This is a genomic window from Rhizobium sp. Root482 (genome assembly GCF_001426565.1).
Classification (GTDB): domain Bacteria; phylum Pseudomonadota; class Alphaproteobacteria; order Rhizobiales; family Rhizobiaceae; genus Pararhizobium.
The window spans coordinates 258,307-279,773 of record NZ_LMFA01000023.1; the positions used below are offsets into that span (position 1 = coordinate 258,307).

The 21,467-nt window shown below is 62.8% G+C and carries 23 protein-coding genes and 1 tRNA gene; 14 read left to right on the forward strand and 10 right to left on the reverse strand.

All coding sequences use genetic code 11. The annotated features are described in order from the left end of the window. Window positions 1–158: 158 nt before the first annotated feature. Both ASD31_RS19850 and ASD31_RS19855 read left to right on the forward strand, forming a co-directional pair. Entirely contained in the window at window positions 159–1,058 is a 900-nt protein-coding gene (locus ASD31_RS19850) for an LOG family protein (RefSeq protein ID WP_056337994.1), read from the forward strand. Window positions 1,059–1,132: 74 nt separating this feature from the next. Continuing rightward, window positions 1,133–1,567, forward strand: coding sequence for a pyridoxamine 5'-phosphate oxidase family protein (locus ASD31_RS19855; RefSeq protein ID WP_056337997.1), 435 nt, complete (start codon window positions 1,133–1,135; stop codon window positions 1,565–1,567). 87 nt (window positions 1,568–1,654) lie between these two features. Here ASD31_RS19855 and ASD31_RS19860 read toward each other — a convergent pair whose 3' ends face one another. Then, window positions 1,655–2,173, reverse strand: coding sequence for an EF-hand domain-containing protein (locus ASD31_RS19860; RefSeq protein WP_056338000.1), 519 nt, complete (start codon window positions 2,171–2,173; stop codon window positions 1,655–1,657). A gap of 102 nt (window positions 2,174–2,275) precedes the next feature. After that, entirely contained in the window at window positions 2,276–2,989 is a 714-nt protein-coding gene (locus tag ASD31_RS19865) for a pyrimidine 5'-nucleotidase (RefSeq protein WP_082520637.1), read from the reverse strand. Between the two features lie 173 nt (window positions 2,990–3,162). Here ASD31_RS19865 and ASD31_RS19870 point away from each other — a divergent pair, with 173 nt between their 5' ends. The 3 genes from ASD31_RS19870 to ASD31_RS19880 all read left to right on the forward strand — a co-directional run bounded on the left by ASD31_RS19870 (window position 3,163) and on the right by ASD31_RS19880 (window position 5,995). Continuing rightward, a complete protein-coding gene (locus ASD31_RS19870; RefSeq protein WP_056338005.1) occupies window positions 3,163–4,077 on the forward strand; it encodes a DMT family transporter in 915 nt (304 codons plus the stop codon). Between the two features lie 89 nt (window positions 4,078–4,166). Next, on the forward strand, window positions 4,167–5,240 hold the full coding sequence (locus ASD31_RS19875; protein ID WP_056338010.1) for a bifunctional transcriptional activator/DNA repair enzyme AdaA: 1,074 nt from the start codon (window positions 4,167–4,169) through the stop codon (window positions 5,238–5,240). Beyond that, window positions 5,237–5,995, forward strand: coding sequence for an isocitrate lyase/PEP mutase family protein (locus ASD31_RS19880; RefSeq protein ID WP_056338013.1), 759 nt, complete (start codon window positions 5,237–5,239; stop codon window positions 5,993–5,995). Before ASD31_RS19875 ends, ASD31_RS19880 begins: the two co-directional genes overlap by 4 nt. Window positions 5,996–6,123: 128 nt before the next feature. On the opposite strand, the gene argB is transcribed toward ASD31_RS19880, so the two are convergent. Continuing rightward, window positions 6,124–7,011, reverse strand: coding sequence for an acetylglutamate kinase (gene argB, locus ASD31_RS19885; RefSeq protein WP_056338016.1), 888 nt, complete (start codon window positions 7,009–7,011; stop codon window positions 6,124–6,126). Between the two features lie 185 nt (window positions 7,012–7,196). On the opposite strand from argB, the gene ASD31_RS19890 reads away from it, so the two are divergent. The 4 genes from ASD31_RS19890 (at window position 7,197) to msrB (ending at window position 10,015) form a co-directional block, all read left to right on the forward strand. Then, window positions 7,197–7,736 (forward strand): sigma-70 family RNA polymerase sigma factor, encoded by a 540-nt coding sequence (locus ASD31_RS19890; protein ID WP_056338018.1) that lies wholly within the window; start codon window positions 7,197–7,199, stop codon window positions 7,734–7,736. Continuing rightward, entirely contained in the window at window positions 7,733–8,455 is a 723-nt protein-coding gene (locus ASD31_RS19895) for an anti-sigma factor domain-containing protein (RefSeq protein WP_056338021.1), read from the forward strand. The genes ASD31_RS19890 and ASD31_RS19895 overlap by 4 nt, the downstream gene beginning before the upstream one ends. Window positions 8,456–8,695: 240 nt before the next feature. Continuing rightward, window positions 8,696–9,253: a fasciclin domain-containing protein gene (locus tag ASD31_RS19900; RefSeq protein ID WP_056338023.1), complete on the forward strand. Its 558-nt coding sequence runs from the start codon at window positions 8,696–8,698 to the stop codon at window positions 9,251–9,253. 261 nt (window positions 9,254–9,514) lie between these two features. Next, entirely contained in the window at window positions 9,515–10,015 is a 501-nt protein-coding gene (gene msrB, locus ASD31_RS19905; RefSeq protein WP_056338026.1) for a peptide-methionine (R)-S-oxide reductase MsrB, read from the forward strand. Between the two features lie 24 nt (window positions 10,016–10,039). Here the strand turns inward: msrB and yihA are convergent, their stop codons facing one another. The 4 genes from yihA to rpmH form a co-directional block, all read right to left on the reverse strand. Then, the gene (yihA, locus tag ASD31_RS19910; RefSeq protein WP_056338029.1) at window positions 10,040–10,693 is read right to left on the reverse strand and encodes a ribosome biogenesis GTP-binding protein YihA/YsxC; all 654 of its coding nucleotides are present in this window, start codon (window positions 10,691–10,693) and stop codon (window positions 10,040–10,042) included. A 170-nt stretch (window positions 10,694–10,863) separates the two neighbouring features. Next, window positions 10,864–12,648 carry a membrane protein insertase YidC gene (gene yidC / locus ASD31_RS19915; protein WP_200952225.1) on the reverse strand — a complete coding sequence of 595 codons (1,785 nt, stop codon included), beginning with the start codon at window positions 12,646–12,648 and terminating at the stop codon, window positions 10,864–10,866. Then, window positions 12,648–13,034: a ribonuclease P protein component gene (rnpA, locus tag ASD31_RS19920; RefSeq protein WP_056338036.1), complete on the reverse strand. Its 387-nt coding sequence runs from the start codon at window positions 13,032–13,034 to the stop codon at window positions 12,648–12,650. The genes yidC and rnpA overlap by 1 nt, the downstream gene beginning before the upstream one ends. A 134-nt stretch (window positions 13,035–13,168) precedes the next feature. Next, window positions 13,169–13,306, reverse strand: coding sequence for a 50S ribosomal protein L34 (gene rpmH / locus ASD31_RS25610; protein ID WP_037104763.1), 138 nt, complete (start codon window positions 13,304–13,306; stop codon window positions 13,169–13,171). A gap of 418 nt (window positions 13,307–13,724) precedes the next feature. Here rpmH and ASD31_RS19925 point away from each other — a divergent pair, with 418 nt between their 5' ends. The 5 genes from ASD31_RS19925 (at window position 13,725) to ASD31_RS19945 (ending at window position 19,902) form a co-directional block, all read left to right on the forward strand. Next, window positions 13,725–15,734 carry a methyl-accepting chemotaxis protein gene (locus ASD31_RS19925; protein WP_056338040.1) on the forward strand — a complete coding sequence of 670 codons (2,010 nt, stop codon included), beginning with the start codon at window positions 13,725–13,727 and terminating at the stop codon, window positions 15,732–15,734. A 172-nt stretch (window positions 15,735–15,906) separates the two neighbouring features. Next, window positions 15,907–16,692 (forward strand): TVP38/TMEM64 family protein, encoded by a 786-nt coding sequence (locus ASD31_RS19930; RefSeq protein ID WP_244483906.1) that lies wholly within the window; start codon window positions 15,907–15,909, stop codon window positions 16,690–16,692. 4 nt (window positions 16,693–16,696) lie between these two features. Further along, the gene (locus tag ASD31_RS19935) at window positions 16,697–18,121 is read left to right on the forward strand and encodes a dihydrolipoyl dehydrogenase family protein (protein WP_056338042.1); all 1,425 of its coding nucleotides are present in this window, start codon (window positions 16,697–16,699) and stop codon (window positions 18,119–18,121) included. Between the two features lie 19 nt (window positions 18,122–18,140). Next, window positions 18,141–19,625, forward strand: coding sequence for a sensor histidine kinase (locus ASD31_RS19940; protein ID WP_056338281.1), 1,485 nt, complete (start codon window positions 18,141–18,143; stop codon window positions 19,623–19,625). Between the two features lie 200 nt (window positions 19,626–19,825). Beyond that, a tRNA-Arg gene (locus ASD31_RS19945) sits at window positions 19,826–19,902 on the forward strand. A gap of 61 nt (window positions 19,903–19,963) precedes the next feature. Here the strand turns inward: ASD31_RS19945 and ASD31_RS19950 are convergent. From ASD31_RS19950 to ASD31_RS19960, 3 genes are all read right to left on the reverse strand, one after another. Further along, window positions 19,964–20,209, reverse strand: coding sequence for a hypothetical protein (locus ASD31_RS19950; RefSeq protein ID WP_056338045.1), 246 nt, complete (start codon window positions 20,207–20,209; stop codon window positions 19,964–19,966). Window positions 20,210–20,317: 108 nt separating this feature from the next. After that, entirely contained in the window at window positions 20,318–20,746 is a 429-nt protein-coding gene (locus ASD31_RS19955; RefSeq protein ID WP_056338046.1) for a DUF1810 domain-containing protein, read from the reverse strand. Between the two features lie 127 nt (window positions 20,747–20,873). Beyond that, entirely contained in the window at window positions 20,874–21,458 is a 585-nt protein-coding gene (locus tag ASD31_RS19960) for an IMPACT family protein (protein WP_056338050.1), read from the reverse strand. Window positions 21,459–21,467 lie beyond the last annotated feature (9 nt).

The following is a 21,467-nucleotide window of genomic DNA, read 5'->3' on the forward strand; positions in this document are numbered from 1 at the left end:
TGAAGAGTTTTCGGTTGCTGTCGGCGCTGGATAAAGGTGTATGGCACGAATGGCGGCGGCAAGCGATCTTGCAGCCTGCGTGACATTGGCCCCGAAATCGGGAGAAGGAGCATCCGGCAGCGATGAATTGCCGCCGGTTTGCGGCAGGAAAGTATGACATGGCAAGGATGAAGAAGAAGAACCTGCGGCGCAAGGACGGGGTCTGGGACCCGCTGGCGGACAGCGACCAGGCCCGCCACCGGGCAGCCGGCGTGCCGCTGACGCCGCAATCAATGTCGCCGGCCTACCGGCTTGCCTATGCCGACGATGATTTTCTCTGCCGCGAGGAATTGCGCCCGGTGCGGCTGCAACTCGAACTGCTGAAGACCGAAATGATGTTGGCCGAGCGCGGCATCACCTCCACCGTGGTGATGTTCGGCGGCGCGCGCATCCCGGAACCGGGCGGCGATGCCTGGGCGGCAAAGAACGAGACGCAGCGCCGCAATCTGACGGCGGCCTCGGTTTACTACGAGGAAGCGCGCAAGTTCGCGCAGCTCTGCTCGCTGCATTCGGCCCAGTCCGACTACAAGGAATATGTCGTCGTCACCGGCGGCGGGCCGGGCGTCATGGAGGCGGGAAACCGGGGCGCCGACGAGGTGGGCGCGCCATCGATCGGCCTCAATATCGTCCTGCCGCACGAGCAGGCGCCCAACCGCTTCGTGACGCCGGAGCTTTCCTTCAATTTCCACTATTTCGCCATTCGCAAGATGCATTTCCTGGTGCGGGCGAAGGCAGTGACGGTGTTTCCCGGCGGCTTCGGCACGCTGGACGAGCTTTTCGAGACGATCACGCTGATGCAGACCGGCCGCATGGCGCTGGTGCCGCTCATCCTGTTCGGCGAGAAATTCTGGCGCCAGATCATCGATTTCCAGGCGCTCGCCGATTTTGGCACGATCGCGCCCAGCGACATGGACCTGATCAAGTTCGTCGAGACGGCGGAGGAAGCCTGGGAAATCATCTCGACCTTCTATGAAGCCGTCGATCCCGCATCGATCCCGATGGCTTCGGGCGCACGCTAGGCCGGTGCCGGCCGCCGCCTGAACCAATCGGGCTGATCCGCGTTTCCGCTTTATCCTTGAAGCGGAGACGACCAATGAGCGAGAAAAGCCTTTCCGAAATAGCCAAGAGAATGCGCGATATCGATATCGCCATGCTGTCGACCCATACGGACGGCGGCGCCATTGCCGGGCGACCGATGAGCAACAATCGCGAGGTCGATTATGACGGCGATTCCTATTATTTCACCTGGGAGAAATCCCGCATGGTCGAGGATATTCGCGGCAATTCGAAAGTGTCACTGGCTTTCCAGGGCAAGAAGGCATTTTCGGTGGCGGTGGAGGGGCAAGCCGAGGTGATCAAGGACAAGGCCGAATTCAAGGACCACTGGACACCGGATCTCGACCAGTGGTTCGAGGACGGCATCGACACCAAGGGCGTGGTGATGATCAAGATCAGCGCGACGCGTCTCCATTACTGGGACGGCGAGGACGAGGGCGAGGTCAAGCTTTCCGCCAAGCGCCGAAAGTAGGCAGGGCCTCTTTCGGCCCAGTCATGCATTGAGAGAGGAACGGCCGCCCTGTCTCCATGGCGGCCGTTTCAGGTCATGACGAACGCGTCAGATCTTCCGGGCGAAATCGGCGGCGTCGAGAACGCCGTCGCTGTTCTTGTCGCGGCGCTTGAACATCCGGCCGGCCTGCTCGGTCACCTCGGCAAGGCTGAGCGAACCGTTCTTGTCGGCATCGGCGTGCTTGAAGCCCTTGCGGCCCATGCCGGGCAGCATGGCCGGGCGCATGGCCTTGACCTTTTCCATTGCCGCCGTCTTTTCCGCGCCGGTCTTGTCCCTGGCAGCCCGCCATTCCTTGCGGACTTCGCGAAACGCCTGGCGCTTGACCTTGATTTCGTCGCGGGTGACTTCGCCATTCCCGTCCGCATCGAAGGTCTTGAAGGCCGCCGATGCCTGCGCATGGACCTCGTCCAGCGAAACCTTGCCGTCGCCATTGGTATCGAGCCGCTTCATCATCCGCTCGGCGCGCCGTTCGGGATTGTGCTTGCCCTGGCCGGCAAAGCTCGGGGTGATGGAACCGGTGAGGGCAAGGGCGGCCGCGAGGCCGGAAATAAGAATGGTGTTGCGCATGTCGCAGTCCTTTCAGTGATCATGTCCCTGGAAGGAAGATAGGCGGGTGCACCGACAACGCCAGTTAAATTTTGGTAATGCGGACTTGGGGTTAGCCCGTGATCAGTCGTCCGACAGAAGCCGGGTGAGGAAGCCGGTGAGGTCCTCGGTGACGTAATCGACCTCGGTGTCGGTGCCGTTGGTGCGCTCCCAGGTCTCGGCGAATTCATATTCGAAATTGCGCGGCACGAGGAGCACGGTCTTCATGCCCAGCGTCTTCGGCACGATGAGGTTGCGCGGCAGGTCCTCGAACATGGCGGCATTCTTCGTATCGACCCGGTGCAGGCTCATGAACTTGTGATAGGTATCGCCGGCCGGCTTGGGCACGAAATCGGCGGCGACGATGTCGAAGATATCGTCGAAATGGTCGAGAATGCCGAGCGCCCGCGCCGTCTTTTCCGCATGCGGCACGCTGCCATTCGTGAAGATGAACTTGCGGCCCGGCAGTGCCTTGATGGCCTCGCCGAGCGCCGGATCGGCGGGCACCACGGTATAGTCGATCGCATGCGCTTTTTCGAGGAAATCGTTCGGGTCGATGCCGTGGTGGAGCATCAGCCCCTGCAGCGTGGTGCCGTGATCGCGGTAATAATCCTTCTGCAGCGTCTTGGCCGCCACCGGATCCATCTGCAGCAAGGCCGCGACATAGGCGGTCATGTTGCGGTCGATCTGCGAGAACAGATTGACGTGATGCGGATAGAGCGTGTTGTCGAGATCGAACACCCAGTCGGTGACATGGGCGAAATCGGCTTTGGTGGGCAGGCGGTCGAGCTGGTTCATGGCGCTCTTATGCCACGGGCGGCGACCAAGGCAAACGGGAAATGCGGGCAAGCCAGGTGTCTGGACGCTGATCGCATCACCCGATCCTTTGCAACGACTGCCGCCCGGCAAAGATTCCGTCCAGGGCGACGCCCGGCAATGGATTCTCTGCGCGGCTCATGTTAGCTCGAACCATGCAAACTTGGATTCTCATCACCATCGCGGCTGCCTTCCTGCAGAATATCCGCTCCTCCCTGCAAAAGCACCTCAAGGGCGTCATGGGCACGACCGGGGCGACCTTCGTGCGCTTCGGCTACGGAGCGCCCTTCGCGCTCGTCTATCTCGCCATCCTCTGGCGCGGCCTCGGCCATCCGCTGCCGGTACCGGACCGGCATTTCTTTCTCTGGGCGGTCATTGGCGGACTGTCGCAGATCACCGCGACCTTCCTTCTCGTTCATCTCTTTTCCTTCCGCAATTTCGCCGTCGGCACCGCCTATTCGCGCACCGAGCCGGCGCAGGCGGCGCTGTTCGGGCTGATCTTCCTTGGCGAAACGGCCAGCCGCGGCACATTGGTGGCGATCGCCATTTCGGTGGTCGGGGTGATGATCATCTCGGTGGCGCGCACGACGCTCAGCCTGAAATCGCTGGTCACCTCGGTCTTTACCCGCACCGCCGGCGTCGGGCTCTTGTCCGGCACTTTCTTCGGCCTGTCGGCGGTCGCCTATCGCTCCGCATCGCTCAGCCTGGCGCCGAGCCTGCCGCAGCCGGATTTCGTCATGCAGGCAAGCTTCACGCTCGGCTTCGTCATCCTGTTGCAGACGGTGATCATGCTCGCCTGGATCCTGATCCGCGAACGGGACGAGATGAAGCGCGTGCTTGTCGCCTGGCGGCCGGGGCTGATCGTCGGCTTTGCAGGGGCTTCCGCCTCCTTCGGCTGGTTCATGGCCATGACGCTGCAGCAGGCGGCGATCGTCAAGGTGGTGGCGCAGGTGGAAATGCTGTTCACCTTCGCTTCGGCGGTGTTCATCTTCCGCGAATGGATCAACCGGCTGGAGGTGATCGGCTGCCTCTTGATCGTGCTCGGCGTGGTCATGCTGCTGGTGATCTGAGAACGGCGATGCGCTTGATGGAAACACTCTGAAAAAATAGACGCCCGATTTTCGGCGGCGTCCGGTTTGTCCGGGTGGTAGAACGTCTCATGCTTTTTGATCTGCCCCCCGAGGAAACCCTCTACGACGCGCTTTTGGCGCGCAGCACCGATTACGAAGGTTCGGCCTTCGTTTGCGTCAAGACAACCGGCATTTTCTGCCGGCTGTCGTGTCCGGCCCGCAAGCCCAAGCGCGAGAATACGATCTTCGTCGATTCGATCGGCACCTGCCTGGAGGCGGGCTTTCGAGCCTGCCGGCGTTGTCGGCCGCTGGAAACCGCCGGCGGCAAGGATGCGATCGTCGACGATCTGATGCGGGCGCTCGATGCCGAGCCCGAGCGGCGCTGGATGGAGGGCGATATGATCCGGCGCGGCTACGATCCCTCGACCGTGCGGCGCGCCTTCAAGCGTCATCTCGGCATCACCTTCCTCGATCTCGCCCGGTATCGCAGGCTCGGCGCCGCTGCCCGGCAGTTGGCCGATGGCGGCAGCGTCATCGATGCCCAACTCGAGGCGGGCTATGAATCGCCGAGCGGTTTTCGTGCCGCCTTCGCGCGGCTGATCGGGGAGGCGCCGGCGATGACGCAGGGGCGTGAACTGCTGTATGCCGACTGGATGGAGACGCCGCTTGGCCCGATGGTCGCGGTCGCCGACGAGGCATACCTGCATCTACTTGAATTCCACGACCGCAGGGGATTGCCGGCCGAGATGGAGCGCTTGAGACGCAGGACGCGCTCCTCCATCGCGCCGGGAAGGACGCCGCCGATCGAACAGATCAAGACGGAGCTCATGGCCTATTTCAAGGGTGAAAGCGGTGCATTCAACACGCCGCTGGCGCTCAGTGGCACGGCCTTCGAGCGACAGGTCTGGGCGAAGCTGCAGGATATTGCGCCCGGCCAGACACGCTCCTATGGCGATATTGCCTTGGAAATAAATACGATCAAGGCGGTCCGGGCGGTTGCCAAAGCCAACGGCGCCAACCAGATTGCCATCGTCATCCCGTGCCACCGCTGCATCGGCTCTGACGGTTCGCTGACGGGATATGGCGGCGGGCTCTGGCGCAAGCAATGGCTTTTGCGGCATGAAGGCAGGATGGCGGAATTGTTTTCGGAGGAAAAGCGATGAACCAGACGGAGAAAGCACGGGCATTCACGGCATTGCACCGCAAGGGCGATCCGGTGGTGCTCTACAATATCTGGGACGCCGGCAGCGCCCGCGCGGTCGCGGAGGCGGGCGCCAAGGCGGTGGCGACCGGAAGCTGGTCGGTGGCCGAAGCCAATGGTTATGGCGACGGCCAGGAAATCCCGATGCTGCAGCTTGTCGATATCGCCCGCGGTATCGTCGCGGCCACGGATTTGCCGGTGTCCATCGATTTCGAGGGCGGTTACGCGGACGACGCGGCGACCGTCGCCTTGAATGTCGGCCGGGTGATCGATGCTGGCGCCATCGGCATCAATTTCGAGGATCAGGTGGTCGGCGGCAGCGGGCTGCACGCGCTCGACGCGCAGGCTGAAAAGATCAAGGCGATCCGGGCGATGGCGCAGGAGAAGGGCGTGCCCTTCTTCATCAATGCGCGCACCGACCTGTTCCTCAAGGTTTCCGATCCCGTCCGGCACGCGCCGCTGGTGGACGAAGCGATCGAGCGGGCGGCGGCCTATGCGCAGGCCGGCGCCAGCGGCTTCTTCGTGCCGGGATTGTCGAATCCGGACCTGATCGGACGGGTCTGCGAAGCCGTGGCCTTGCCGGTCAACATCATGATGCGGTCGGGAATGGATGCAAAAGCCCTGGCCGGGCTCGGCGTCGCCCGCATCAGCCACGGGCCGGGGCCGTATCGGGCGATGATCGAATGGCTGAAGGCGGAGGCGGGGAAGGTTTACTGATGGGGGCTGGCTGATCGGCTTCGCTGACCGACGTGGCCGGAAATCGGGGCGGCTTACCCCCCTCTGTCACTCCGTGACAGAGGGGGGTAATTCTCCTCAACCTCCGAGGCGATCGACCGGAAACAGCATCACGGAACGATCAGTGTCCCCGCGCCATGCTCGGTGAAGATTTCCAAAAGCACCGAATGGGCCGTCTTGCCGTTGAGGATGACGACGCCCTCGACGCCGCCGGCGAGCGCCTCGATGCAGGTTTCGACCTTGGGGATCATGCCGCCGGAAATCGTGCCGTCCTTGATCAGTGCGCGCGCTTCGGCGACGGAAAGCTCCTTGATCAGTTCCTTGTTCTTGTCCAGAACGCCGGGCACATCGGTGAGGAACAGCAGGCGGGTGGCGTGCAGCGCACCGGCAATGGCGCCGGCAAAAGTATCGGCGTTGATATTATAGGTGGCGCCGTCGCGGCCGGGCGCCACGGGCGCGATCACCGGGATCATTTCGGAACGGGCAAGAAGATCGAGCAGGGTGCGGTCGACCTCGACGATCTCGCCGACGAAGCCGAGATCGAGCACGCGCTCGATATTGCTGTCGGGGTCCTTGATGGTCTTGCGGGCCTTTTCGGCAAAGACCATATTGCCGTCCTTGCCGCAGAGCCCGATCGCCCATTCGCCGGTCTGGTTGATCAGCGCGACGATTTCCTTGTTGATCGAACCGGCCAGCACCATTTCGACGATCTCGACCGTCTTCTGGTCGGTCACCCGCAGGCCGCCTTCGAATTTCGATTCGATACCCATCTTGTCGAGCATGGCCCCGATCTGCGGGCCGCCGCCATGGACGACGATCGGATTGACGCCCGACTGTTTCAACAGCGCGATATCGGCAGCAAAGGCCTTGCCAAGCTCGGGATTGCCCATGGCATGGCCGCCATATTTGACGACGATGGTCTTGTTCTCGTAGCGCTGCATATAGGGCAGGGCCTTGGCGAGAAGATTTGCCTGGATTTCGCTTTCGGATGCGGACATCAAAAATACCTCTGGAAGAACCGGGTGCTGTTTAGCGCAACTTGCCAGCGGAGGGAATGATCGCCGACAAAGATAAAGCCGCTGTGACGCGTGAGCGGCGGGGGCTGGATTATCTGTCGCGCCGGTCTTTTTATCCCGCATCTCGTGCTCTATGTTCGCCAGCGAGACGGAGAGCGGAACCCTATATGGCCATTGACGATATTTCAGCGCTGATCGGCCGTGTTTCGCTGAAGGATCGTGCGGCCTTCTCCGATCTCTACCGCAGGACAAGCCCGAAACTATTTGCAATCTGCGTCCGTATCTTGAGGGATAGGACGGAAGCGGAAGAGGCCCTGCAGGAAATCTACATCAAGATCTGGCAGCGCGCCGACCGCTATGCCGCCGGCGATACCCATCCGATGTCGTGGCTTTCAGCGATCGCGCGCAACCAGGCGATCGACCGCCTGCGGGCGCGAAAGCCGGTGGCGAACACGATCGACGAAGCCTATGATCTGGCCGATTCTGCTCCCGATCCGGAGAAAACCGCCATCAATACCGGCGAAGGCCGCCGGATCGACCAGTGCATGAAAGAGCTTGAGGCAGAGCGCGCGGATGCCGTGCGCAAGGCCTATGTCGAGGGATTGAGCTATCAGGAACTGGCTGAAAACTTCGGCATTCCCTTGAATACGATGCGGACCTGGCTGCGCCGCAGCCTGTTGAAACTGAGAGAGTGCATGGAGCGATGAGCACACAGGACCCCGAAGGCGGAGATTCCCGCCGCGACCAGGTGATCGCGGGCGAATATGTGCTGGGCGTTCTCTCCCTCGAGGACCGCCGCAAGGTGGAAGCCCGGATCGTTCTCGACCGCGCCTTCGCCGCCATGGTCAAGCACTGGCAGAGCAATCTTTCCTCGCTCGATGAGGCCTATGAGCCGGTGCCGCCGCCGCCGCAGGTGTTCGCTGCCGTGGAGCGCCGGCTTTTCGCCGAAGAGGAGAGGCCGGCTGCGAAGGCGGGCGGCATCTGGAACTCGCTGGCCTTCTGGCGAGTGCTGACGCTTTCGGCCGTGGCCGGTCTCGTCGCCCTGGCGACGTTTGATTCGGGAATTCTGACGCCGGCGGACAGGCGAGAGCCGCTGGTCGCCGAACTTGCCGGCGAGGGCAGCGCCTCGGTCAATCTCCTGGCGCAATACGATCAGCCGAGCGGCACCCTCAAGGTAACGCCGGTGGCAGCCAGGCAGGGCGAGGAAAAATCGCTGGAACTCTGGCTGATCGAGGGTGACAACCCGGCCGTATCGCTCGGCGTCCTGCCGCAGAGCGGTGATGGCCGGATCGTCATTGCGCCGGAGATGCGCGCGAAAATCAGTGAAGGCGTGACGCTCGCCGTCAGCATAGAGCCGCTCGGCGGTTCTCCGACCGGCGTGGCCACGGGCGCCGTGATCGCCGTTGGCAAGACCCGCCGGCCTTAGCCGTTCTATCCGAATTGCTGGTCCCCAGATGCCGCGCCCGTTGCGCGGCATTTTTCCATCGAGCGGCCTGATAAATACAGAAAGACCAATTTATCAATGGCTTGAACGATTTTTGATTTTCCTGAAACTCTTTTTCGTGCCCTCCCGTTTCTTGCTCTGTCCTCTGCAGGGAACGGAATTCCAGAACAATCGGGAGAGGCCCGCCAAGCGGGTCCGCGAGATCAACAGGAAGGAAGAGAAATGTTCAAGTCCATGCTGCGCACGGTCACCGTCGCTTCGATACTGGCCGCCGGCACCTTTGCCGCCCATGCCGAGAACCCGATGGTGGGCGGTGCGGCGATGTATGAAAACAAGAACATCGTCGAGAATGCCGTCAACTCCAAGGACCACACGACGCTGGTTGCTGCCGTCAAGGCCGCTGGCCTGGTGGAAACCCTGTCCGGTGCCGGTCCCTTCACGGTGTTTGCGCCGACCAATGCCGCCTTCGAAGCGCTGCCGGCCGGCACGGTCGACACGCTGCTGAAGCCGGAAAACAAGGATCAGCTTACCAAGGTTCTGACCTGCCATGTGGTCGCTGCCAATGCCATGTCCGACGCGATCTCGAAAATGGTCGCCGACGATGGCGGCACGCATGACGTCAAGACAGTCGGCGGCTGCGTGCTCAAGGCCAAGGCCGATGGCGGCAAGATCACCCTGACCGATGAAACCGGCGGCGTTGCAAATGTCACCATCGCCGACGTCAAGCAGTCGAACGGCGTCATCCACGTGATCGACAAAGTCCTGCTGCCGAAGTCCTGATCGGCGTCTGACCGTTTGAGGGCCTGATGCGTGTCGGCACGCATTTTCGGCCCCGGCCGGAGACCTTATCCCTCCGGCAAGGCCACCGGTTTCACTCCCGGTGGCCTCTTTCGTGTTCCGGTTGGCCTTGCGCTTCTTGGCAAAGGGCCGATCGCGGAGCATCCTGTCACGCCGGATTGATCGGCAATTGTTTTGCTCAAAGCCATCGCTGGCGCTAGCGTCTCGCCATGGCTGCCAAAGGTGGAGCAGAAGGAGACCAGCATGAGGAACAGGCGATTTTTTCTTCTATCCGGTGCCGCCGTCCTGGTCGCGGCGGCCGGGCGCAGTTTTCCGGGCAGGCCCATGGGCGCGCAGGCAGCCGAAACATTCGAGGTAACCCGGACCGATGCCGAATGGCAGGCGCTTCTCGGCGAGGAGCGCTATAGGGTCCTGCGGCATGAGGATACCGAGGCGCCTTTCACCAGCGCGCTCAACGACGAAAAGCGCAAGGGCATCTTCCATTGCGCCGGCTGCGACCTGCCGGTTTACTCCTCGGAGACGAAATTCGAGAGCGGCACGGGCTGGCCGAGCTTCTGGGAGGCACTGCCGAACGGGATCGGCACCCGCGAGGACAATTCCCTGTTCATGGCGCGCACCGAATGTCACTGCCGCCGCTGCGGCGGCCATCTCGGCCATGTCTTCAACGACGGGCCGAAGCCGACTGGAATGCGCCACTGCATCAATGGCCTGGCAATGACCTTCAAGCCGGCCGCGGCCGCCTGACCGTCATGTTGCCGGTCGCCGGCATCAGGTGGTGATGGCCACTCTGATGGCGGCGCGCAGCTCTTCCATGCCGATACCCTTTTCCGAAGAGGTGGCAAGCACCTCCGGGAAGGCGGCCGGCCTCTTCCTGATTTTTTCCAGCGTCTCGGAGATCAGCCTTGGAACGGCCGGTTCCTTGATCTTGTCGGTCTTGGTCAGCACGACCTGGTAGGAGACGGCCGCCTTGTCGAGCAGGTCCAGCACGTCGTCATCGTTCTTCTTGATGCCGTGGCGGCTGTCGATCAGCACATAGACGCGCTTCAGCGTCGAGCGGCCGCGCAGATAGTCGAAGACCAGCCTGGTCCAGGCATCGACATGCTCCTTCGGCGCCTGGGCATAGCCATAGCCGGGCATGTCCACAAGCGCCATGGGCGGCAGGTCGCCGTCGGCGCCCGAATAGCCGTCCGGAACGAAATAATTGAGTTCCTGGGTGCGGCCCGGCGTATTGGAGGTTCGCGCAAGACCCTTGTGGCCGACCAGCGCATTGATCAGCGAGGATTTTCCGACATTGGAGCGGCCGGCAAAGGCGATTTCCAGCGGGCCTTCCGGCGGCAGGAACTTCATCGCCGGCACGCCACGAATGAAGATCCACGGCCGTCCGAACACGGGCTTGTCGTCCTGGGGCTTCACGTCTGTCATGTCGGTTCCGTCCTTGAGGCTATCGACTGGACTTCAGGCTTTTGAGCAGTGATGTCAAGGAACTTGCAGCGGATTGCCACTTGGCCGGCTGGCAAGCGAGCTGGGAGAAGGGAAAAAGAAAAGGCCCCGGACGATCGTCCGGGGCCTTGGCATGCGGTGGGAAGTCCGGCCTATTCGGCCGGTTTGGGTTTCCTCGAGAACAATCCCTTCAGATTGCTGAACAGCTCGACCTTGACGCCATGGCGCTTCATGATCACCGCCTGCTGGGTGATGGACAGCGTATTGTTCCAGGCCCAGTAGATGACGAGGCCGGCCGGGAAGCTCGCCAGCATGAAGGTGAAGACGACCGGCATCCAGGTGAACAACATGGCCTGGGTCGGATCCGGAGGCGTCGGGTTCATGCGCATCTGCAGGAACATGGTGATGCCCATGATCAGCGGCCAGATGCCGATCATCAGCGCATGCGGAACGTCATAGGGCAGGAGGCCGAAGAGGTTGAACAGCGAGGTCGGGTCCGGCGCGGACAGGTCCTGGATCCAGCCGAAGAACGGTGCGTGGCGCATTTCGATGGTGACATAGATCACCTTGTAGAGCGCGAAGAACACCGGGATCTGCAGGAGGATCGGCCAGCAGCCGGCGATCGGATTGATCTTTTCTTCCTTGTAGAGGGCCATCATGCCCTGCTGCAGCGCCATGCGGTCGTCGCCATGCTTCTTCTTCAGTTCCTCCATCTTCGGCTGAACCTTCTTCATGTTCGCCATGGAGGCATATTGCTTGCTGGCGAGCGGGAAGAAGAGGGCCTTGACGACAATGGTGGTGAGAAGGATCGCCACACCGAAATTGCCGAAATAACGGAAGAAGAAATCCATCAGTTTGAACATCGGCTTGGTGATGAAGTAGAACCAGCCCCAGTCGATCAGCAGGTCGAACTGGGGGATCGAGTAGGTCGTCTCGTAGCCGTCGACCAGCGGCACCTGCTTGGCGCCGGCAAAGACGAGGGTCTTGAGTTCAACAGCCTCGCCGGCGGCGATCGTCACGGCGTCCTGCTTGTAGTCCGCCTGGTAGCGCGGGCGTCCGTCGGGGAAATGGGCGAATTTGGATTCGTACGGCGTCGCCTGTGGCGGAACGATCGCAGCCGCCCAATATTTGTCGGTGATGCCGAGCCAGCCGGAGGTTGCCTTGCCGGGCTGGATCGGAGCTTCGTCCTCGATCTTGCCATAGGCGACCTCGTTGAGGCCATGCTCGCCGATGACGCCGATGAAGCCTTCATGCAGCACGTAGACGCTTGGCGTGGTCGGTTTGTTGAAACGGGTAACGCGGCCATAGGAGGAGAGCGAAACCGGAGCGCCGCTTTGATTGTCGATGGTATCGACGACCTGGAACATGAAATGTTCGTCGATGGAGATCTTGCGTTCGAACACCACGCCCTTCTCGTTGGTGAAGGTCAGCACCACCGGCGTCTCGGTCGTCAGCTTGTCGCCGCTCTTCACCGTCCAGACCGTCGTCGGGCCGGGAACCGAGCCGGTTGCCTCGCTGCCGATATAGCCGATTTCGGTAAAGTAGCCTTCCGGCGTATCGGCCGGGCTGAACAGCGTGATCAGCGGGCTCTGGTCATCGACGGTCTCGTGATATTCCTTGAGCTTCAGGTCGTCGAAGCGGGCGCCGGTCAGGTTGATCGAGCCGCTGAGTGCCGGCGTGTCGATGGTGACGCGGGCCGACTTGGCGATGGCCTGGTCGCGGGTTTCGACAGCGCCGGGAACCGCGGCCTGAGCCGGCTGGGCCTGGCCCGAAACGGCGGGCGTGCCGGCCGGCTGGCTCTGCTGGGTGAGCTGATGCTGGGCTTCCGCCGCAATCCGTTCTCTCTCTATCTTCGGGTTGACGTAGAGAAACTGCCAGGCAATCAGAATGAGCACCGACAGCCCGATCGCCACGAAGTAATTGCGGTTTTTTTCCATCATTCTTTCCTGGAGCCGGCCGGGGGCCGTGAATTTTTTTGCTTGCTTTCAATCCGCTCGCAGAGGGTCTTGCCGATCCGCTCGAAAGGGGCGTTCAAAAGGTCGCGCCTGGCGACGATCACATAGTCATGTCCGGGCTTCATTGCAAATGACGCCGAAAGCCTGACGGCCTCCCTGAGGCGTCGGCGCATCCGGTTGCGCTCGACCGCATTGCCATGTTTCTTGGTGACGGTGAAGCCGACGCGCGGAAGGGCATCCGGTTCGCCGCGATCGAGAACCTCGAGCAGGAACAGCGGTCCCCTGCGTTGCTCGCCGTTGCGAACGGCAAGAAACTGCGGCCGGCTTTTCAGCCGCCCGGCAGTTGTGTTTCGATCAGATGAGGTCATTCGCCAGCCTTCCCTCAGAAAGAAGGGGCATCAAGCGTCCCTTCGGACGCGATGGCGACGCCCCGGCGCCGCGAACCGCGCCTGCATGCTTCAGAAAACCGAATGCAGGCGAGCGCGGCACGCGCTTGACGGCCTCAGGCCGACAGACGCTTGCGGCCACGTGCCCGGCGGGCAACGATAACCTTGCGGCCACCCTTGGTGGCGATACGTGCACGGAAGCCGTGACGGCGCTTGCGAACAAGCTTGGACGGTTGATAGGTACGCTTCGTCATTTATTTTAATACCGCGGTGTGCGGCCCTTCTTGGGTTTGCTTCTTAGCAAGGGAGCGTTACGTTCCGGACACGGCATTGCGCAGGGCGCAAGGGGACTTGTCCGGACGTGGGCGGCTTATAGAAGCAAAGACCGGCGAAAGTCAATTGCCGGTGCATGAAAGCCCGCAATCGTGGGCGGGTGGCGCCTCGGACGCTGCTCACAAGGGGAATGCGCGAACAGGCCATTGCGCCCCCCATCTGGTTTGAAAAGCCATCGTTTTCAAAAGCGCAGCGGAAACAGCGGCGTAGCCCGGATGTACTAAAATTTTACAAGTTTGCGAGGGCTTCGTTAACCAAGGATACGCTATGGTTTCTCTCATATCACCGCCGCCAACTGCGAAATATCCGGCGGAGCCCGCTTGAAAGAGAGAATATTCCATGAAAATTCGAGGCAAAATCTACCTTATCGTCGGCATAATGAGCCTGATCACGCTTGCCGTCACCGGCATGGCTCTGACGGTGGTCCGCCAGTACAATGCCCAGCTGGTCCAGTTCGACAATGCCTCGGATCGCGCCTATCACGGCGAACACCTCAACCGGCTGGTAACGGCGGTGGTCATGGAGGCGCGTGGTATCTACGCCGCGCCGACGATCGAGAAGGCAAACCCCTTCGCCGCGGGACTGATGAAGAACCTCGACAAGATCGATGCGCTGCTTGCCGAATGGCGACCGCTGGTTCCATCCGAAGAGCTTGCGACCTTCGAGGCCGTGGTCGAGCGCGCCGCCGAATTCCGGACCTTCCGCACCGAAACGGCGCGGCTCGGCCAGGAAGTCTCGCCGCAGGCCGCCAACGAGCAGGGCAATAACGAACTGAACCGCGCCAACCGCAAGGCTTTCCAGGCCGAGATCGATGCCGTGACCGCAACCGACCGGGAGGTGCTGGACCTGATCAAGGCCGAGGTCGACGCGATCGAAGGCCGGATGACCCTGATGGTGCTCCTGACCGCCGGTCTTGGTCTCGCCATCGGCGCCGGGATCGCCTTCACGATCGCCACCAACCAGCTCAGCCGCCCGATCCTGAAACTGACGGATGCGATGAAGCAGCTGGCCGGCGGCGATCTCGATGCCGAGGTTCCCTTTGCCGGACGCAACGACGAGATCGGCGAAATGGCCGCCGCCGTCGAGATTTTCAAGCGAAACGGCATCGCCGTCAACGAACTGAATGCGCAGGAAACGGCGATGCGCCAGAAGAGCGCCGACCTTCAGTCGAGCATCGGCGTCGTCGTCACGGCCGCCGTTGCCGGCGATTTTACCCAGCGCATCAACAAGGACTACGGCAATGCCGACCTGAACAGGTTCGCCTCGAGCGTCAATGAACTGGTGGGCAGCGTCGATAGCGGCATCAACGAGACCCGCCGGGTCATCGCCAGCCTGGCGGTCGGCGACCTCACGCAGAATATGAACGGCAATTTCCAGGGCGCATTCGCCGAATTGCAGCAGAACGTCAACGACACGCTTTCCACCCTGCAGAACACCCTTCGCGAAGTGCGCACCACCACGGATTCGATCAACGGCAATTCGACCGAGCTGCGTTCGGCAGCCGACGACCTGTCGAAGCGCACCGAGCAGCAGGCCGCGGCGCTGGAGGAAACCTCGGCGGCACTCGACGAGATCACCTCGGCCGTACGCCTTTCGACCGACCGTGCTCAGGAAGCGACCGTCATGGTTTCCGAAGCCAAGCAGAGCGCCGAGCAATCGGGCGAAGTGGTGCGCAAGGCCGTGGACGCCATGGGCCGGATCGAGCAGGCCTCCAACGAGATCGGCCAGATCACCAATGTCATCGACGAGATCGCCTTCCAGACCAATCTTCTGGCATTGAACGCCGGGGTCGAGGCCGCGCGCGCCGGCGATGCCGGCAAGGGCTTTGCGGTCGTCGCCCAGGAGGTTCGCGAGCTTGCCCAGCGTGCCGCGAGTGCCGCCAAGGACATCAAGGGCCTGATCGCCAAGTCTGATTCGGAAGTCGCGACCGGCGTCAAGCTCGTCCAGGAAACGGGCGAGGTGCTCGGCAAAATCGAAACGCGGGTCCTGACGATCAACGATCATATCCATTCGATCGCCACCGCCGCCCGCGAGCAATCGACCGGTCTCGGCGAGGTCTCAACCGCCATCAACCAGATGGACCAGGTGACCCAGCAGAACGCCGCCATGGTGGAAGAGGCGAATGCCGCCACCCACAAGCTCTCCGCCGAGGCCGACAGCCTGGCCCGCCTGATCTCGCATTTCAGGCTCGACGAGACCGGATCGCGCCGCGTGGCGGCCGCGCCGGTTCGCGAAGACACGCGCCCTGTCGCTTCGCCCGCCCGCAAGATGCTCAACAGCGTCGCCCGGGCCTTCGGCGGCGCACAGTCCAATGCAGCGGTGGCCAAGGACAGCTGGGAAGAATTCTGATCTCTCCGGATAGTGCCGTGCATTGACAAGATCCCGCGGCCTGGCCGCGGGATTTTTTATTCGATCACGCCGACGTTTGTTGCCGCGATCATTCGTTATTGGTTTGCGCCCGACTTTCCTTCTAATGCTGCTGGAGATCAGGGGACGACGGCGGGAAAGGCGATAATCGACCGTGGACGGGCACCAGAAGGCGACAGATGCGAAATCAGGACCCGCGCTGCAAAAGGCGCCGCCTGTCCTGCGCGCCCTGCCGCTGATGCTTCTCCTCGCCGGGCTTGCCTGCGCCTATGCCCTTGAGCTTCATCACTATGTCTCGCTCGGCTGGCTTGCCGACCAGCGCCAGGCGCTGCTCGACTTCGTCGCCCTGCATTCGGTCGGCGCGGCGGCGCTGTTCTTCATCGTCTATGTCGCCGTGGTTGCGCTTTGCGTGCCCGCGGCCTCGGTGCTGACGATCTTTGCCGGCTTCCTGTTCGGCTGGCTGGCGGGCGGGCTGCTGGTGCTGGCCGCCGCCACGCTCGGCTCCTGCCTTTTGTTTGCGGCGGCGCGCAGCATGTTCGGCGATGTGCTGCGGCAAAGGGCAGGCCCCTTCCTTGCCCGCTTCTCAGAGGGGTTCTCGAGCCACGCCTTCGGCTATCTGCTGGTCCTGAGGCTGGTGCCGCTCTTTCCGTTCTTCGTCGTCAATATCGCTCCGGCCTTCTTCTCCGTCAGCCTGCGAAGCTTTGCCGCCGCCACGCTCGTCGGCATCATTCCCGGCACCTTCGTCTATGCCTGGCTCGGCCGCAGTTTCGAGCAGCTTATCGGCGATGCCGCCCTTGAGGGACGTCCGCTGGCGCTGGCCGATTTCCTGACGCCGCAACTGACGCTCGCCTTTACCGCGCTTGCCGCCATTGCGGCGCTGCCGCTTGTCGTGCAAGCAGTGAGGGAAAGAAAGGCGGCGAGCCGCGCCGGGGACGACTGACCGCGTGACGAATATCCTTCATCCCGATATCTGCGTGATCGGCGCCGGCTCGGCGGGGCTTTCGGTGGCCGCCGGCGCGGCCGCCTTCGGCGTGCCGGTCGTGCTTGTCGAGAAAGGCCTGATGGGTGGCGATTGCCTGAACCATGGCTGCGTGCCTTCCAAGGCGCTGATCGCCGCGGCGCGGCATGCGCATGCGGTGCAGCAGGCCGCCGCTTTCGGGATCGCTGCGGGCGAACCGCGGGTCGATTTCGAGAAGGTGCAGGCCCATGTAAAGGACGTGATCGCATCGATTGCGCCCAATGATTCGGCCGAGCGCTTCACCGCCATGGGCGTCCATGTCATTCGCGACGAGGCGCGCTTTGCCGATGCCGAAACGGTTGCGGCCGGCGACACGCTCATTCGCGCCCGCCGCTTCGTGATCGCCACCGGGTCTTCACCGGCAATTCCGCCCATACCAGGCCTTGCCGATCTCGATTACCTCACCAACGAGACGCTGTTCGGCCTCAAGCGCTGCCCTGACCATCTTCTGGTGATCGGCGCCGGGCCGATGGGGCTGGAAATGGCGCAGGCGCATCACCGGCTGGGGGCAAGGGTCACCATCGTCGAGACCGCAACGGCTCTGGCGGGGGAGGCGCCCGAACTGGTGCGGATCGTTATCGAAAGCCTGCGCGGCGAAGGCGTCGCCCTATTCGAAAAGACCCGCATCATCGCCGCCGAAAGAATGGCACAGGGCGTGCGGCTGACATGCGAGACCGAAGAGGGGCCGTTGACGGTAGAAGGCAGCCATCTCCTGGTGGCGACCGGGCGCCGCGCCAACAGTGCCGGGCTCGGGCTGGCGGCGGCCGGCATCCGCGAGACATCGTCCGGCATCATGGTCGATGGCAATCTGCGCACGGACAATCGCCGTGTCTATGCGATCGGCGACGTGGCGGGCGGCCTGCGGTTCACCCATGCGGCCAATTACCACGCATCCCTGGTGCTGCGCGAAATCCTCTTTCGGGTGCCGGCCCGCGAAAACCGCGCGATCGTTCCGCGCGTCACCTTCACCGATCCGGAAATTGCCTCCGTCGGCCTGAGCGAGGCGGAGGCGCGGCGGGCGCATGGCAAAGTCGACATCCTGTCCTGGTCCTATGGGGACAACGACCGTGCCCGAACCGAGCGCGCGACGACGGGCCTGATCCGCATCATCGCCGGCCGGCGCGGCAGGATTCTCGGCGTCGGCATCGTCGGCGCCGGCGCGGGCGAGATGATCCATCTCTGGGCAATGGCGCTTTCGAGCGGCCGCAGGCTGAAACATATGCGCGACTATGTCGGCCCCTATCCGACCCTGACGGAGATTGGAAAACGCGCGGCCATCGCCTATTATGCGCCCTTGGCGCGAAAGCCGTTCGTCCGGGCGATTGTCCGGCTGCTACGGCGTTTCGGCTGACGACAGGATCGCGCGTGACATGGTGGCAGAGATGACAGACCCAGCAAGCAGCGGAAAGGCGCCGGTGCGCGCAGCCCTGCTTCGCGGCCTTTCCGGCAAGCTGCTTCTGCTGACCGTGGTTTTCGTCATGCTGGCCGAAGTGCTGATCTTCGTGCCCTCGGTCGCCAATATGCGCATCCGCTGGCTGGAAGACCGGCTGAACACGGCCGCCGCCGCCAGCGTGGTCGTGGACGGCATGGAGGGCGTCCAGCTGTCGCAGATGGTGCAGAAGGAGACGCTGATGGCGACCGGTACCAAGGCGATCGTGCTCCGGCGCAAGGGCGCCTCGCGGCTGATCGCGGCGGCCGATGCCATGCCGCTGGAGGTTGATGCGCAATACGACGTCGCGGCCATGACGCCGCTGATGGCGATCCGCGATGCTTTCGACACGCTTTTGTTCGGCGGCGACCGGATCGTGCGCATCTACGGGCCGGTCGGCGACAGTGCGGCGATCATCGAAGTGGTGATGGAGGACCAGCGCCTGCGCAAGGCGATGCTGATCTATTCGCGCAACGTCCTTATCCTCTCGATCGCCATTTCGCTGTTTACCGCGACACTGATCTTCCTGGCGATCAACCGGATGATGATCGCGCCGATCCGCCGCATGACTGCCAATATGCAGGAATTCTCCGCCGATCCGACCGATCCCGCCCGCGTTCTCCAGCCGCAACCGGGCGGCGACGAATTGTCGATGGCCGGCCAGCATCTGGCGACGATGCAGCGGCGGCTGCAAAAGACCCTGAAGGAGCAGAAGAATTTGGCCGATCTCGGCCTCGCCGTTTCCAAGATCAACCATGACATGCGCAACATCCTCGCTTCGGCGCAACTGATCTCCGACCGGCTTGCCGATGTCGACGATCCGATCGTCAAGCGCTTCGCGCCGACACTGCTGCGCACCATCGACCGCGCCGTCGGCTATACGACGGAGGTGCTCTCCTATGGCCGCACCACCGAGCCGGAGCCGCGCCGCCGGTTCCTGCCGCTGCGGCCGCTGGTTGGCGATGTCGCCGAGATACTGGCGATCGATCCGAAATCCGGCATCGATTTCAACATCCAGATACCGGAAGACCTGCAGGTGGATGCCGATGGCGAGCAGTTGTTCCGCGTCATCCACAATATCAGCCGCAATGCCGTCGAGGCGCTTTCCGGCGAACGGTCCGACGGGGAGCTGCCGCGACGGATCAATGTCTCGGCGATGCGCACCGGCAGCGTCGTTGCGATCTCGATCGACGATACCGGGCCGGGCATGCCGCAAAAGGCGCGCGAGAACCTGTTTGCCGCTTTCCGCGGCTCGGCCCGCTCGGGCGGCACCGGGCTTGGCCTGGCGATCGCCCGCGAACTGGTGCTCGCCCATGGCGGCACGATCGCGCTGGTGGAAAAGGCGACGCTAGGCACCCTGTTTCGCATCGAACTGCCCGATCGACCGGTGCCGCTCGACGCCTTCCGCTCCCGGGCGCATCACTGAACGGAAGCCCGGCGGCAGGCCTCCGCCGCTGCCGAAACGCAAGCGCCGATACCTGGATACCCATGGAATTCGCCTAACGTTTCAACGCAGTAGACGAGGAAGCGGGACAAAAAACAAAGTTTCTGCGCAAATTCGCTTGCATTCCCCGGTGGGACGTTTTAGAGGATCGCCACGCCAGCGGTTCTGCACCGCGGCAAGACGCACCCGTAGCTCAGCTGGATAGAGCATCAGACTACGAATCTGAGGGTCGGACGTTCGAATCGTTCCGGGTGCGCCATTTTTCCCCTTACTATCAATCTGTTCCGGTATTCTGGCGTAACCGCATTCCTGCGCGCGTTCTATGTCGGCCTTCGCCGCAGGGTCTCGATCAGCATGCGGGTTTTTCCGGTGGCGTAGGAAATATCCTCGCGTTCGAGATGCACGGTGATCTCGACATCCTTCCAGCCGGCGCCGTTGTCGCGGGCAAAGATCACCGCTTCTTCCAGCGATGGGAAAAGCGAGGGAGCGTCGCCCTCGACCCAGAACTGCACCGAACATTCCGCCTGCGAATAATTGGCGAGTGCCTTGAGTGGATCGAAGGTCATGCGGGTCTCCGGCAATTGATATCAGGCTCACAGGGCGTCCGAGCGCCGAACGCTGCTATAGCGGGAAAAAATCGCTCCGTCTCCCCCGCACGAATGCCGATTGCGGCTTCACAGGCCGCCAAGGATGTCCAGGGTCCTGCCGTCGGCCTCGCCGTCGAAATAGCGGTCGAGGGCTGCCTGGAAGGGTTTGGGGTCTTCCGCCGCCTCGCGAAACAGCGTCATCGACGAGCCGAATTTCAGGTCGTCGGGCGAGCCGAACAGGTCGAGGGCGCTGACGGCTTGCGAGGCATTGATGGTTCGCGTGCATTCCAGGAGCCGGGCGCCGAGCAGGGGATGGGCGCCATAGGCACGGGCCTCCTCGAGGCTTGAAATGGCGAAATAACGCGCGGTCGAGGAATGGCCGAGGCCGGCGATCTGCGGAAAGACGAACCACATCCAGTGTGTTTCCTTGCGGCCGCGTTCCAGTTCGGCAAGGGCATTGCGGTAAAAGGGTGCCTGCGCCTCGACAAAGCGAAAAAGATTGAACCGGTCCCGCATGTCGTCTCTCCCTCTGTCGTCCTGCCATCGGACAGCCTTGATCGAACGCCGGTGCATGTCCACCGGTTCCACGCGTGCTATCGTGAGCGAGGCGAAGAAGCGGCGTGCGTCGATCGGTTGTGCTGTACTAATCGTCGAGGCGGACGGTGGCGCGGCCGCGGCTGAGATCGGCGATTGTCGCGACCGCCGCGCCGCATCCGGCTTTCTCGATCCGCACTGTCAGTTCGGCGCCGGTATCGGTAAAGCTCTCGGCCGTGAGCGTTGCGCCGACGCCCGGCAGGCGCGCCTTGATGAGAGCCAGATCGGCGAAGTCGCAGGCGATCACGGCGCCGACGGTTTCGATCAGTTCGGTCTTCTCCGCCGCGCGAAAACACATTGCCGCCGTGCCGCCATAGGCGCGCATCAGGCCACCGCTGCCGAGCAGCGTGCCGCCGAACCAGCGGGTGACGACGACGGCAACGCTATCGAGCGACTGGCCGTCGATCGCCTGCAGGATCGGCTTGCCGGCCGTACCGCTCGGTTCTCCGTCGTCGTTGAAGCGGTAGGTCTGGCCGATGCGGAACGCCCAGCAATTATGGCTGGCTGTGGGATCGGAATGGCCGGTGACGAATTCCTTGGCCGCCGCTTCGTCGGTCACGGGGGCGCAGACCGCCAGAAAGCGGCTCTTCTTGATTTCCTGCTCGAAACGCTCGATGCGCTGAAGCGTAAACATCCGCCGGCC